The organism is Flavobacterium sp. Flavsp81, from assembly GCF_059491325.1.
Genome location: NZ_CP168505.1, coordinates 215,633 through 229,339 on the forward strand (window position 1 = coordinate 215,633; position 13,707 = coordinate 229,339).

13 protein-coding genes are annotated in these 13,707 nt (G+C 30.9%); 8 read left to right on the plus strand and 5 right to left on the minus strand.

What is annotated here, in order from left to right; all coding sequences use genetic code 11:
* Window positions 1–25: 25 nt before the first annotated feature.
* Window positions 26–991 carry a WaaS/CpsH family glycosyltransferase gene (locus ACEN92_RS00900; RefSeq protein ID WP_495640490.1) on the plus strand — a complete coding sequence of 322 codons (966 nt, stop codon included), beginning with the start codon at window positions 26–28 and terminating at the stop codon, window positions 989–991.
* On the opposite strand, the gene ACEN92_RS00905 is transcribed toward ACEN92_RS00900, so the two are convergent.
* Together ACEN92_RS00905 and ACEN92_RS00910 are read right to left on the minus strand one after the other, a co-directional pair.
* Entirely contained in the window at window positions 988–1,875 is an 888-nt protein-coding gene (locus ACEN92_RS00905; RefSeq protein WP_495640491.1) for a glycosyltransferase family 4 protein, read from the minus strand. The two genes, ACEN92_RS00900 and ACEN92_RS00905, sit on opposite strands and share 4 nt — an antisense overlap.
* A gap of 351 nt (window positions 1,876–2,226) precedes the next feature.
* Entirely contained in the window at window positions 2,227–3,297 is a 1,071-nt protein-coding gene (locus ACEN92_RS00910; RefSeq protein ID WP_495640492.1) for a glycosyltransferase family 4 protein, read from the minus strand.
* Window positions 3,298–3,381: 84 nt separating this feature from the next.
* Here ACEN92_RS00910 and ACEN92_RS00915 point away from each other — a divergent pair, with 84 nt between their 5' ends.
* Both ACEN92_RS00915 and ACEN92_RS00920 read left to right on the plus strand, forming a co-directional pair.
* Window positions 3,382–4,149, plus strand: coding sequence for a lipopolysaccharide kinase InaA family protein (locus tag ACEN92_RS00915; protein WP_495640493.1), 768 nt, complete (start codon window positions 3,382–3,384; stop codon window positions 4,147–4,149).
* Window positions 4,150–4,200: 51 nt separating this feature from the next.
* Entirely contained in the window at window positions 4,201–5,013 is an 813-nt protein-coding gene (locus ACEN92_RS00920) for a glycosyltransferase family 2 protein (RefSeq protein WP_495640494.1), read from the plus strand.
* Here ACEN92_RS00920 and ACEN92_RS00925 read toward each other — a convergent pair.
* Window positions 5,006–6,064: a glycosyltransferase family 9 protein gene (locus ACEN92_RS00925; RefSeq protein ID WP_495640495.1), complete on the minus strand. Its 1,059-nt coding sequence runs from the start codon at window positions 6,062–6,064 to the stop codon at window positions 5,006–5,008. The genes ACEN92_RS00920 and ACEN92_RS00925 overlap by 8 nt on opposite strands.
* A gap of 132 nt (window positions 6,065–6,196) precedes the next feature.
* Window positions 6,197–7,012, minus strand: a complete 816-nt coding sequence (locus ACEN92_RS00930; RefSeq protein ID WP_495640496.1) for a 2,3,4,5-tetrahydropyridine-2,6-dicarboxylate N-succinyltransferase — start codon at window positions 7,010–7,012, stop codon at window positions 6,197–6,199.
* Window positions 7,013–7,279: 267 nt separating this feature from the next.
* Between ACEN92_RS00930 and ACEN92_RS00935 the strand changes: the two genes are divergently transcribed.
* The 5 genes from ACEN92_RS00935 to ACEN92_RS00955 all read left to right on the plus strand — a co-directional run bounded on the left by ACEN92_RS00935 (window position 7,280) and on the right by ACEN92_RS00955 (window position 11,276).
* Window positions 7,280–7,909, plus strand: a complete 630-nt coding sequence (locus ACEN92_RS00935) for a PAS domain-containing protein (RefSeq protein ID WP_495640497.1) — start codon at window positions 7,280–7,282, stop codon at window positions 7,907–7,909.
* A gap of 157 nt (window positions 7,910–8,066) precedes the next feature.
* Entirely contained in the window at window positions 8,067–8,810 is a 744-nt protein-coding gene (locus ACEN92_RS00940; protein ID WP_495640498.1) for a class I SAM-dependent methyltransferase, read from the plus strand.
* A gap of 37 nt (window positions 8,811–8,847) precedes the next feature.
* Window positions 8,848–9,075, plus strand: a complete 228-nt coding sequence (locus ACEN92_RS00945) for a hypothetical protein (protein WP_495640499.1) — start codon at window positions 8,848–8,850, stop codon at window positions 9,073–9,075.
* A 164-nt stretch (window positions 9,076–9,239) separates the two neighbouring features.
* The gene (ruvX, locus tag ACEN92_RS00950) at window positions 9,240–9,656 is read left to right on the plus strand and encodes a Holliday junction resolvase RuvX (RefSeq protein WP_495640500.1); all 417 of its coding nucleotides are present in this window, start codon (window positions 9,240–9,242) and stop codon (window positions 9,654–9,656) included.
* A 126-nt stretch (window positions 9,657–9,782) separates the two neighbouring features.
* Complete coding sequence (locus ACEN92_RS00955; protein ID WP_495640501.1) at window positions 9,783–11,276, plus strand: malate:quinone oxidoreductase; 1,494 nt, start codon at window positions 9,783–9,785, stop codon at window positions 11,274–11,276.
* Between the two features lie 38 nt (window positions 11,277–11,314).
* Here ACEN92_RS00955 and ACEN92_RS00960 read toward each other — a convergent pair whose 3' ends face one another.
* On the minus strand, window positions 11,315–13,534 hold the full coding sequence (locus ACEN92_RS00960; protein ID WP_495640502.1) for an FUSC family protein: 2,220 nt from the start codon (window positions 13,532–13,534) through the stop codon (window positions 11,315–11,317).
* Window positions 13,535–13,707: the final 173 nt, after the last annotated feature.

Genomic DNA, 13,707 nt, shown 5'->3' on the forward strand with positions numbered 1-13,707 from the left:
TAAATATTTATAAAGACAATTAATAATGACAAAAACTAAAAGAATTGCAATCGTTACTACTCATTCATTTGGTTATGTTGGCTATTTGGCTAATAAATTAAATGCTGTAGAAAATGTTGATTTAGTTTATATCAATATTGATTCTATACCTTTTTCATATAAAAATAAACTTTCAAGAATTGGAAATGCGTTCAGAAAAATTTTTTCCTTTCCGGGTTTGAAGGAAATAAACAGAACAAATTATATTAGAAATGTATTTTCGAAGAAAAATCCGTTTGATCAGATTCTGATTATCAGACCTGATAAAATTTCAAAGTCCGCGTTATTGTGTTTAAGGGAAAATACAGAACAACTAATTTGTTATTTGTTTGACGGTATTGAGAATTTTAAAGATCAGAAAAAAACATTAAGTTATTTCGATATCGTTTACAGTTATGATAAAAAAGATGCAGAAAAATATAATTTTACATTTCTGACCAATTATATTTACGATGATGAAATTGAAAAAAGACCAATTGCTAATCTGGCTTTTAATATTTCTTCTTATGATAAAAGATTTTCGTTTTTAGAAAATCTGGCAAAATATTTAAAAGAAATTCAAGTCTCTTTTCGGTTTATTGTCAAAAAAGACAAACTTTTTATTCATGATTTAATTGAAATTTCTGATCGGTATTTATCCATATCTGAAGTAAAAAGTATTATAGCCGAGAGTTTAGTTTTAGTCGATATTCAAAAGAAAAACCAACATGGGCTGAGTTTTCGGGTTTTTGAAGCTTTAGGATACAGAAAAAAAATAATCACAAATAATCAGGATATTATAACTTATGATTTTTATAATCCGAACAATATTTTTGTAATTACTGAAGATGACTATCATGTTCCAAAAGATTTTTTTGATACTCCTAATATAGAACTTCCGCCGGAACTTCTAAAAAAGTACCATATAAATAATTGGATTTCAATAGTTTTTAATATTGATTTTAATGTTTAAAACAATGATTTATAAAAATTATAATATTGTTGTTTCATAACGTTTAAGTCATGGTTTTCTTTGACTATTGTGTATGCATTTGTTTTTATTTTTTCTTCTAGAGCTGAGTTTCTTAAAATTTCAAAAACTGCCTCAGAAAGGGTTTCACTATCTTTTAATTCAGCTAAAAAACCAGTTTCTCCATTTATTATAATTTCGGGTATTCCGCCTGCTTTGGTAGCTACAACAGGGATCCGTGATGCAAATGCTTCGTAAATAGTCAAGGGTAATCCTTCTGTTATTGAGGTGATCAGGAAAATATCAAATTCAGGCAATAAATCAGAGACATTATTTCTAAAGCCTGTAAAATAGATGTCTTTTTCTAAATCATTTTCTTTTGCATAAGTAATTAAATCATTTTTTAGCGGACCATCCCCAATTATGACAAATTTTAAGGGAAAGCTAAGATTGCTTTTTGATTTGATTTTTTTTGCTGTATCAATAAACGTATAAATATCTTTTTGATGAGTCAAACCCGCTATATTTCCAATAATTTTTGTGTCGGATGAAAAGCCAAATTCGTCATGTAAAAGGTTCTTACTAGCTTTTGAAGCAAATTTTTCAACATCAATAGAATCATAAATAGTTAATAAATGTTTTTTATTGGGGATAATGTTGTCAAAAATAGCTTCAACGGCTTTTGATACACATATAATTTTTTGAATACTTGAATGGGAATATTTGTACCTGTTTAAGAATTTATTTTTTATTTTATTATTTCTTTTTCTGCTTAATATTAATGAAACCGAATTATGTATAAATTTCATAGCTATCAATCCTGCATTTAATGCTGAAGAATCATGAATGTGTATTACGGATATAGATTCTCTGTTACAGATTTTCACAATGGCAATCGTAAGATTAAAAAGTTTAAACTTATTTTTTTTATAAGTAAAATAGTTTGCATTGTCTTTTTTACAAATTGTTGCCAACACTGAGTTCTCAGGACATAAGATATATTGTTTTAAATCGTTTTTATCCTTTAAAAGATTATAAATAGTATACATTTGAGCATCACCTCCTCTTAATTCGGTTATGGATGTGATGTTTAATATTTTTATTACCATAAAGTATTAATTATGAAATATTTATGCTGTAGAGTCATGCTTATATGCATACTTTAATTATTTTGTAACAACAATAATGAGCAAATAAATATTGGTTGTAAATGTAGTTCTTCTTACAATAATATAACATTAAATCAGGATTTTTTGATAAATATCAAAATACTGCGCCGCAGCAATTTTCCAATCGAAACCTGATGCTCTTTTTTTAACTAAAACTTCATTTTCTTGTTGATTATTGTAAAAATGATTTAAACCATTAGTTAATATAATCTGCATATATTCAGGATCAAAATCGGTCCAGTAATAAGAAGAGTCACCGCCAATTTCCGGTAAAGAAGTTCTGTTCGATAAAAATACGGGCTTGCCAAAACTCATCGCTTCAATTGGAGGTAATCCAAATCCTTCTCTTATGGATGGAAATAAAAATGCAGTGCAGCTTTTCATAAAAAACTGTTTTCCTTGCTCAGTCACTTTTCCAGTTAAAAAAACCTGGTTTTGAAGTCCTTTTTTAATAATCAAATCTTTTATTTCTTCACCGTATTTTTTATTATGATTGCCTGAGATTATTAAATTGAAATTTGTCATTAATTGCATCATGTTAATGATAGAACCATAGTTTTTGCGTTCTATAAAATCTCCAATGCAATAAAAAAAAGGCTTGTTTGTTGGAACATTTGCTTTATACAAATCGGTATTTAAAATTTTAGAAATTGGATTCCCGTTATGAATTACATACTCAGGAACATTGGGTACATTAAAATAGGAATGTGTCTGTTGTTTTGCAAACTCAGATATATAGGTAATGGCGGTAGATTTTTCTAATTTTTTACGAAAGAGTTTATTTACCTTGTGATTCATGTTTGAAGAAATTTCTTCGGTAAAATTTACATCATGAACCGTAAGTAAATAATTATTATATCTAAATGGTTCTATTTTTGTATTCTGATTTACAGAGTGCCATAAGTCATGTTTTTTACGGGTTCTGAAAATCCAATGTCTGGAAAGGCTGTTATATTTATGATAATCGAATTTATCTCCAAACTCTTCCTGTAAAAGCTTTTGATTTACTGTATTTAAAATTATTTTACAGTTATCGAAGTTTAGTTCCGATAAGCCTTTTATTAATTCATAATTAAATGTTCCCAGTCCGGTTTCCCTGTTTTTTATGTTATGAGATTCAATAAAAATAGTTTTTTCCATAAAAATAAAATTTTGTAAATGTAAAGCTAATATTGGATTAATAAAATGCAATGATTACTTTTGTTTTCACTTACTACTGTATTAATGCAAATAAAGATTCACTCTAATTATCTAAAGCAAAAAAAAGCTTTGTTATCTATCGTTCAAAGTTTCGATTCAAATGGAATTTTGTTTGGCGACGGTAACCGAAATAAGATAAAGTTATTTGAACTTGGTCAAAAAACAATCAATATCAAGTCGTTTAAAATTCCTAATATCATTAATAAAATTGCTTATAAATACTTTAGAAAATCGAAAGCAAAACGTTCATTTGAATATGCTGTGATTTTACTGGAAAAAGGTATTGGGACACCAGAACCAATTGCTTTTTTTGAAAACTATAATTTCTTAGGCTTAAAAGACAGTTATTATGTGAGTGAACATTTAGTAACCGAATTGACGTACAGGGAATTGGTCAGGACCCCTGATTATCCTGATCATAATAATATTTTGAGACAATTTACCAGATTCACTTTTGATTTGCATGAAAAAGGGGTCGAATTTTTAGATCATTCTCCCGGAAATACACTGATAAAAAAAACTGTTGAAAATAAATATGAATTTTTTCTGGTTGATTTGAACCGAATGAATTTTCATGATACTATGACTTTCGAACAAAGGATGAATAATTTTAGCAGGTTAACACCCAAAAAAGAAATGATTACTGTAATGAGCAATGAATATTCAAAGTTTTATACTGAAAAAAATGAAGCTGATATTTTTGATAAAATGTGGCAGTTTACCAGTAATTTTCAAGAAGAATTTAATAGAAAAAAAAGACTTAAGAAGAAACTTAAATTTTGGAAGTCTTAGTTAACTGAGACAAGCATAAATAGATTATTTAAGGATTCAATATATTAGAATATGAAAGCATCTGTAATAATGAGTACTTATAATGCTGAAGAATGGCTTGAAAAGGTCATTTGGGGATTAAGTGTACAAACCGAAACCAATTTCGAAATTATCGTTGCTGATGACGGCTCAAAGCCAAAAACCAAAGAATTGTTAAATGCACTAAGAACTCAGATTTCGATGCCATTGATACATGTTTGGCAGGAAGATAATGGTTTTCAAAAATCTCAAATTTTGAATAAAGCGATAATGGCTTCCAATTCTGATTATCTTATTTTTACAGATGGTGACTGTATTCCAAGAAAAGATTTTGTCGAAACGCATTTGCATCACAGAGAAAAAGGATATTTTCTTTCGGGAGGTTATTTTATGCTTCCGATGGATATTTCAAAAGCAATTACCAAAAATGATATTTTAGAGCAAAATTGTTTTGATGCAAAATGGCTTGTAAAAAAAGGTTTAAAAAAATCATTTAAAAATTCTAAACTGACAGCAACAGGTTTTCTGGCAAAATTTCTAAATTTTATAACGCCTACAAAGGCTACATGGAATGGTCACAATGCATCTGGCTGGAAAGAAGATTTGGTTTTTATCAACGGATTTAATCAGGAAATGCAATATGGTGGCCAAGACAGGGAACTGGGAGAAAGGCTTTTTAATACAGGACTTAAGTCAAAACAAATTCGCTACAGTGCCATAGTGGTACATTTAGACCATGCCAGGGGATATGTAAATGAGGCAACCTGGAAGAAAAATTTCGCAATCAGAGAGAATACAAAAAAAAATAAGGTCGTTAAAACAGCTATTGGAATAGATTCTAATTAGCTTTTAAATACTTTTCTAAACTAGGAATTATTAAATCAGGGGTAAAAGCCTGATATAATTTCATAGCCTCGTTTTTCATTTCTTTTGCTGTTTTTGTACCGTATATTTCAGGTTTGAAGTCTTTTAAGTGCACAGAAACATTTTTTATTCCATCATCAAAACTATTCCAGGCTTCTTTTTTTATCCAGGTCGAAAAAATAGTAAATGTTGGTTTGTTTAATGCTTTGGCCATATTTACGGCTCCGCCTTCATTACCAATCAAAGCATCACAATGATAGGTAATCGATAAAAATTCCCTGATGGTTTTGGGAACAATATCTATTTTGATATTTTGTTGTGTGACCGGCTTACATAAGTCAAAAATTTCCTGAGCTTCTTTTAATTGGGACGGAATATAATTGAATAACAGTGTAGCGTTCGTATCTGACACAATTTTATCTAACAACTCAGCCATATACTTGCTTGGATACGTTTTAGTTTTTCCACTTCCTAAAACACCAATCATGTATATTTTTTTTGAAAAATCAATTTTGTTTTCGATTAAAATTTGTTTTCCATTTTCAATTTCAGATTCTTTCAGAAAGATTTCAGGTTTATTTTTTAATGGTTTTTTTAAAGAGAATGGCTGTAATAAAAGCATCCTGTTTTCAAGCGCCAATCCTGCAGTTGTTTTTGGCACAGAAAGTTCCCTGACAGTATCGCTGTAAATTAAATTAGTATATGACTTATAAAAACCAATTTTGGTTTTAGCTCCCGAAAAAGCAACAATCATATTGCTTTCAAGTTTTCCGTACGCATCTATAATAATATCATATTTAGATTTTCTAATTTCAAGGCAAAATTTTAAAAATTCAATTTTACTGTTTTTAACTTTATCCGTAAAAAGTATAATATTATCAATATTTGGATTGTTTTCAACAACAGGATTCGTAAACGGGTAAATCAGATAATCTATTTGTGCGTTTGGATATTCATTTTTTAATGTATTGCAAATGGTTGAGCTTGCAAGCACATCACCAATCATCTTTTGTTGAATTACAAGTATCTTCATATAGAAATTGAATCTTTTTAGGAGAGTACAAATTGAAGGAAAAAAAACCAATTACGAATTAGTTTTAAAATAAAAAATTCCAAATTCCAATCGATAATTTGGAATTTGGAATTTAAAATATTTGGAATTTAATTAAACGGCTACATCATATTCACGTAATGCATTATTTAAAGAAGTTTTTAAATCTGTAGACGGTTTACGTGTACCAATAATCAAAGCACATGGAACCTGAAATTCACCGGCAGCGAATTTTTTAGTATAACTTCCTGGAATTACTACTGAACGAGCAGGAACAAATCCTTTCATTTCTACAGGAGTTTCACCGGTAACATCAATAATTTTTGTTGAGGCTGTCAAACATACATTTGCTCCTAAAACAGCTTCTTTACCTACGTGAACTCCTTCTACTACTATACAACGAGAACCTACAAAAGCACCATCTTCAATAATAACAGGAGCAGCTTGCAATGGCTCTAAAACTCCGCCAATACCAACACCACCACTTAAGTGAACATCTTTGCCAATTTGAGCACAGCTTCCTACTGTAGCCCAAGTATCTACCATTGTACCTGCATCAACATAAGCTCCAATATTTACATAGCTAGGCATCATAATTACTCCACTGGAAATGAATGAACCGTAACGGGCAGAAGCTCCGGGAACTACACGAACTCCTTTTTCAGCATAATCTTTTTTCAATTCCATTTTGTCGTGGTATTCAAAAATTCCTGCTTCCCAAGTTTCCATTTTTTGAATAGGAAAATACATAACAACTGCTTTTTTTACCCATTCATTTACCTGCCAACCTTCACCAACAGGTTCCGCAACACGCAATTTTCCTGCATCAAGTAATGCGATAACTTCTCTGATAGCATCAGTAGTTGTTGTTTCTTGTAATAAAGCTCTGTTTTCCCAAGCTTGTTCAATTATAGTCTGTAAAGGATTCATATGTTTAAATTTTTGGCAAAGATAGGGTATTTGAATAAAATCAAAAAAGTAAATCAATTTGAAAATGTTACAAATTTAACTTTTTGTGTTTAATTTGAGAAACGAGATAGTGTTTAAAATGCTTTTAAAAATATGATTTCTTTGATGTCATCACATGATAAAAATCAGATTTCATAATTTAAGTTCTAATTAATTTCGCATCATAATTCCTGAAATAGGGAAGAAGAGTTAACAGCATGTTTTTAGAATAAATATAATCAGAAGAATATGAATCAGGAAAATCAGTTTCAAAACCGAATCGCAGTTATTGATAAAGAAGTTACATGGGACAAAACACAAGTAATTATGAGCAAAACAAATGCTTTTGGTATTATAGAATATGCCAATGAAGTTTTTGTAGATGTTTCAGGTTACGAAGATTATGAATTAATGGGGCAGCCACATAATATTATTCGCCACCCTGATATGCCTAAAGTTATTTTTAAAGTGCTTTGGGAAAATCTGAAACAAGGAAAAAACTTTCATGCAATTGTAAAGAACTTAGCGAAATCCGGAAGGTATTATTGGGTAATTACTGATTTTGAAATTGCAAAAGATGAAAATGGGGTGATTGTAAATTATTTTGCAAGACGACAATCTGTACCTCAGGAAGTGATTTCGCTGCATATTGAGCCACTGTATAAAAAGTTACTGCAAATTGAAGCTGCCAGCGGTGTTGAATTTAGCGAGAAATATCTGATTGGATTTCTGGAAGAAAAAAAGAGAACTTATATTGAATATATTAAGGAACTGATTTATGAACAAGAAAAGGCACAGTCAAAATTTGCTAATTACGAAATGAAGACAGAAGATGAAGAAGAAGAGAGGGGCTTTTTTAGCAGATTATTTGGCAGATAATTATACCTTAATAATAATAATTTTTTAGTTGTTTTAAATTTGGTTAAAATCCGTTTTGAATTTTTTCAGGGCGGATTTTTGTGGCTTTAGGGATTTCAATAAAAGAAGATTAAAATCAAAAAGTTGTACCTTTAATATTTATTAGATAATAAAACTCATGAAAGATAATTTCTCAAAACAGGCAGTTGATTATTCTAAATTTCGTCCTCAATACCCTGATGAAATGATTGAATACATTATTTCATTTGTCAATAATAAATCGACAGCGCTTGATGTGGCCACAGGTAACGGACAGGTGGCTCATAAACTTTCCGCCCATTTTAAAAAGGTATTTGCGACAGATATAAGTCAAAAACAACTGGACAATGCCATTCAGGCAGATAATATAATTTACAGCAAAGAATCTGCAGAAAAAACTTCTTTCGAAGATGGGCAATTCAATTTAATTGTTGTGGCACAAGCTGTACATTGGTTTAATTTTGATGTATTTTATAAAGAAATCTACAGAGTATTAAAGCCGGAAGGTATTTTTGCAATAATGGGTTACGGATTATTTTCGACCAATACGGATTCAGATAAAATTTTGAGACATTTTTATTATGATATTATAGGGCCTTATTGGGACGCGGAACGAAAATATCTGGATGAAAATTATGAAACTATTCCATTTCCATTTGAAGAAATTCCAGTAGAGAAATTTCAAAATCAATTTAGCTGGACTTTTGAAATTCTGATTGGATATCTTCAGACATGGTCGTCAGTGCAGCATTATATTTCAAAAAATAATCAGAACCCGATAGATTTGATCTACGATGATTTGAAAGTTTCATGGCAAAAGAATGATCAGAAAGTTACATTTCCATTGTTACTCAGAATGGGGAAGTTAATACCAAAAATATAGATGAAAAGTTTTATATTTGTATTGTAAATGACATATTATGGAAACGATGAGACTAGAGTTTCAGCCGGAAATTAAAGAAAAAATCTTAAAATTATTAAGTTCGTTCTCTTCTGATGAATTAAAAATTATTCAGGAAGATTCTAATTTTGATGAAAATAAAAAGAAACTGAATGAAAGAGCAGAAAAAATTATTAAAGGAACTGCCCAATATAGTACCTTTAAAGAGTTGGATATTTTGCTTGAAAAAACAATTTCTAGTAAATGAATTTAGGAGAGATTTATTTTTATGTTCTAACAGGTTTGGTTTTGGCTTGGTTATAGATGAGAAAAAGATAACTTTACGCAATAAAATCTATTATTTCTATTGTTCAATTTTGCATTTTTCTCAGATATTTCTTTATTCAATTTTGTTTCATAAATTTAAATAAAATGCCAAGAATCCTTTCCATAGATTACGGACAAAAACGTACCGGAATAGCTGTCACAGACGAAATGCAGATTATAGCTTCAGGTTTAACTACTGTTCCAACTAATACTTTAATTGATTTTCTTACAGCTTATTTTGCAAAAGAAAAAGTAGAGGCTGTTTTGATTGGAGAGCCAAAACAAATGAACGGGCAGCCTTCAGAAAGTGCCTCAATTGTTAAAGGTTTTGTAACTCACTTTTCAAATGTTTTTCCGGATATGAAAGTTGTTCGTGTAGATGAACGTTTTACTTCAAAAATGGCTTTTCAGACTATGATCGATAGCGGACTAAGCAAAAAGCAACGTCAGAACAAAGGATTGATTGATGAAATTTCCGCAACGATTATGCTTCAGGACTATCTTTCTTCTAATCGTTTTTAAGTTTTGGGTCTATAAATTTCACTTTATTTAGAAAAAAATGTGATTTTCTAACTTTTATCATGCTTAAAATCCTTTTTTTTTGAAATTATAAAAAGTATCTTTGCATTTTTAAAATAAAATAGTGTTATGCCCGACGAAACCATACGTTCAAATAGTGAAGTAGTGCTCATTGGCGCTGGAATTATGAGTGCCACTCTTGGAGTAATTTTGAAAGAATTACAACCAGATATCAAGATAGAAATTTACGAAAGATTAGATATTGCTGCAGCAGAAAGTTCTGATGCATGGAATAATGCCGGAACCGGGCATTCTGCCTTTTGTGAATTAAATTATACGCCAGAAAAGGCTGATGGCTCAGTAGATCCCAAAAAAGCCATTAGTATTGCCGAATCTTTTGAGGTTTCACGCCAGTTTTGGTCGTATTTAGTACAGCAAAATAAGGTTCCTTCACCTGAAAATTTTATTAAAAGTGTGCCTCACATGAGTTTTGTCTGGGGTGAAAAAAACGTTCAATACCTTAAAACACGTTTTGAGGCTTTACAAAAAAATCCATTATTTGCCGAAATGCTTTTCAGTACAGATTTTGAGCAATTAAAACAATGGATGCCCCTTGTAATGGAAGGAAGACAGCCTGACGAAAAACTGGCAGCAACTACGATGGCAATTGGTACTGATGTGAATTTTGGTGCTTTGACGCGAAGTATGTTTAATTATTTAGAAAAATTAGACGGCGTATCTTTATATTTTAATCATGAGGTTAAAAAATTGAAACAGCTGGAAAATAAATCATGGCGTATCAAAATTACCGATTTAGCATCTGGTCAAAAAAGAAAAGCATATACTAAATTTGTATTTATTGGTGCTGGTGGAGGTTCGTTGCCATTACTGGAAAAAGCAAATGTTCCTGAAGGGAATGGTTATGGAGGTTTCCCGGTTAGTGGTCAATGGTTAAAATGTACCAATCCGGAAGTTATTGCAAAACATCAGGCAAAAGTTTATGGAAAAGCAAGCGTTGGTGCTCCGCCAATGTCAGTTCCACATATTGATACACGTGTAATTGATGGAGAAAAAGCATTGCTTTTTGGACCATTTGCAGGATTCTCGACTCGTTTTTTAAAGAATGGATCATATTTAGATTTACCGTTGTCAATAAAAGCAAACAATTTAATTCCGATGTTATCAGCAGGATTTCATAATATTCCACTAACAAAATATTTGATCGAACAAGTACGTCAGTCTCCAAAAGACAGAATTAAAGCATTACGTGAATATTTGCCAACAGCACGATCTAAGGATTGGGTTTTAGAGAAAGCCGGTCAACGTGTTCAGGTTATCAAAAAAGATGAAAAAGAAGGTGGGGTTTTAGAGTTTGGAACAGAAGTAATCAATACTCATGACGGAACTTTGGCAGTTTTATTAGGAGCTTCTCCTGGAGCGTCAACTGCAGTTTCGATTATGATCGATTTGATTGGCAGATGTTTTGAAGACAAAATTAAAACACCGGAATGGGAAGCGAAATTAAAAAACATGATTCCTTCTTATGGAAAAACATTAAATGATAAACCAGAACTTTTAGAAGAAATCAGAAAACATACTTCTGAAGTATTAAAGCTGAAATAGTCAATTTTTTATTTTATATAAACACAAATCCAGATGCATTAATCTGGATTTGTTATTTTAAAGTCTTTTGTAATTTTTAATATTTTTTCAGATAAATTACTCATCCAGATCAATTGCTCAATTACCATTTGGGCTTCCTGCATTTTAGCCTGGCGTGTTTCCTTATCCAGTTCTTCATCTGTTGCCAGACGAGTGAAATTTTTACGTTTCATTTCTTCAAATTGCAGCGTTACATCTTCTTTATCAAAAAAAGTATCGACTATAATAGTTTCATTTTTTAAAATAGAAATGGAATGGTCTAAATTTAATAGAATAGTTTTAATGATATAGTTGAATGACTCTGATGCTGATGTGGTTTGGTGTGATTGAATATAAGTTGATAAAGAGGCTAGAGCAGAAAGTAAAGAATGATTTAAAACAACCAATTTATTTACCAGCGGAAGTGTTTTTTGTTTCGATTTAGGTTCCTGCATCATCCGTTGAAATGAGGTCATTAAACTTCCAATTTCTATAAAAGCATTTTTTCTTGCTAATTTGTATGAAGTTGGAACTTCTCCTTTTTTGTTATAGAAGTCTGCTATTTCTTTCAGGTAATTTCGATTGGCCCGTATAGAACTTTCAATATGGATGGGTGTATTTATAAACTCCCAGGCTGGCCATAAAAAATGATTAGCCAAAAAAGCCAAAATCGCTCCGGTTAAAGAATCTAAAATTCTAAACTGAATTACTTCGACAACATTTGGGACTAAGATTCCATAAATAAAAACCACATACATAGTCACGAAAGTCGCACTGATTTTGTAATTGATTTGTGTAAAAGAAATTCCAAGAAGCATACATATAATTGAAAAAATACTCAAAGCAATATGGTTTTGCACGAGAGAAACGATTCCAAATGCCAGTAATCCTCCTAAAATAGTTCCGAAAATACGATTATAAGAGCGTTCTTTTGTTAAGCCATAACCAGGCCGCATTATTACCACAATGGTCAATAAAATCCAATATACGTTTTGAAAAGGGAGAAATTTTCCAACAATAAAACCAATCAGAATTGTTATGGTTAATCGTAAGGAATGCCTAAAAATAGGAGAAGAAAAACTTAAGTTTTCAATTAGCGTACGTAAAGGGTAATATTGTGGAGTAAGGAATTTTTCCAGCTCTTTATCTTTGGCTTTTAATTTGTATGATTGCATGGCCAACGAAAATGCACGTTGTATAATTTTAATTTTTCCGACCTGATTTTTAGCATATTTCAGCATATTGGTCAACATCAAGACTCCTTCGACAGCTTCTTCCTTTCCTAATGTTTTTTCATAATCAAAAATGGCAAGTTCCAGAGCGTCAAGTTCATTTTTTAAATCATTCTTCTCAATATAAGCTGTAATATGATGTACATTTTTGGAGAGTTTCTTTAAAGTCGAAGCGAGTTTATAGGCCACATTCTGGTAAGTTCTTAAAACTGCCGGGTGTTTGTCAAATTTTTCATGAATTTTACTATGGTCAAAAGAAGTATACAATGCCAATTCCTGAATTTCTACCAAAGTGATAAAAACCAATAGCATCTTTCGGTTTTGTGTAGTTGCCGAACTGCTTTGATTGCCAATGAGTACTTTTCTCAGGTCTTCATGGATCAAATTGAGCTCAACCTGTATATTAAGCTGTTTTTCGATAATTGCCTTTCTATTCGCTTCGGGACTCCATAAATCTCCTCTTAGTTTTAAATACTTTGCAGTTAATCTAATCCCTTCGGCTATTTCAAGTTCAATATATTTATAAGGCTGTACAAAATGAAATATAAGAGAAATAATTAAATATAAAATTCCTCCAATAAAAATCCAACCTGAATATTCAAAGGCTTCCCAGCCTTCATGCAAATGTCCAAATGATAAAGAGATTGAAATTAAGGCTGAAAAAGAAACCAGAGTAGCGCGTTGCCCATAAACCGAGATCATAGAGCATGAAAAAAGTAAAAATCCTAAAAAAGGATAAAATACATAGGGATATGGATACGCAAAATTGACTAATAAATTTACTCCTGATACAATGAAAGACGCTGCGACCAATCCTTTTATTTTATGGCTCAGGGTGCTTGGGATATCACTTGGATAAGTGTAAAATACACCTAAAGCAATTGTAAAACCAATTTCAAAATGCCCCAAAAATTGAAATATCAGAACAGGAACTACAGAGGCGATGGTTACTTTTGTGGCATTTAAAAACGAAGTACTATTGGTAAATTTTGCAATACGATCCAGCATATCAATTGGTTTACCAACAAAGGTAAGAATTGACTAATTAATTTGGCATAATTATAGTGTAGATTTTGATGTGCAGGTAAAAAAATGAGATTTTATATAGTGTTTTCAAATGTTCATTGACTATTTTTTACTATTTTTGCCTCTGAATTTGCAGGATTAGATGAGATTTTCAG

Coding starts and splice junctions, on each gene's coding strand:
- ACEN92_RS00900 (WP_495640490.1), top strand. CDS start 26: ATGACAAAAACTAAAAGAATTGCAATCGTTACTACTCATTCATTTGGT.
- ACEN92_RS00910 (WP_495640492.1), bottom strand. CDS start 3,297: ATGGAAAAAACTATTTTTATTGAATCTCATAACATAAAAAACAGGGAA.
- ACEN92_RS00915 (WP_495640493.1), top strand. CDS start 3,382: ATGCAAATAAAGATTCACTCTAATTATCTAAAGCAAAAAAAAGCTTTG.
- ACEN92_RS00920 (WP_495640494.1), top strand. CDS start 4,201: ATGAAAGCATCTGTAATAATGAGTACTTATAATGCTGAAGAATGGCTT.
- ACEN92_RS00925 (WP_495640495.1), bottom strand. CDS start 6,064: ATGAAGATACTTGTAATTCAACAAAAGATGATTGGTGATGTGCTTGCA.
- ACEN92_RS00930 (WP_495640496.1), bottom strand. CDS start 7,012: ATGAATCCTTTACAGACTATAATTGAACAAGCTTGGGAAAACAGAGCT.
- ACEN92_RS00935 (WP_495640497.1), top strand. CDS start 7,280: ATGAATCAGGAAAATCAGTTTCAAAACCGAATCGCAGTTATTGATAAA.
- ACEN92_RS00940 (WP_495640498.1), top strand. CDS start 8,067: ATGAAAGATAATTTCTCAAAACAGGCAGTTGATTATTCTAAATTTCGT.
- ACEN92_RS00945 (WP_495640499.1), top strand. CDS start 8,848: ATGGAAACGATGAGACTAGAGTTTCAGCCGGAAATTAAAGAAAAAATC.
- ruvX (WP_495640500.1), top strand. CDS start 9,240: ATGCCAAGAATCCTTTCCATAGATTACGGACAAAAACGTACCGGAATA.
- ACEN92_RS00955 (WP_495640501.1), top strand. CDS start 9,783: ATGCCCGACGAAACCATACGTTCAAATAGTGAAGTAGTGCTCATTGGC.
- ACEN92_RS00960 (WP_495640502.1), bottom strand. CDS start 13,534: ATGCTGGATCGTATTGCAAAATTTACCAATAGTACTTCGTTTTTAAAT.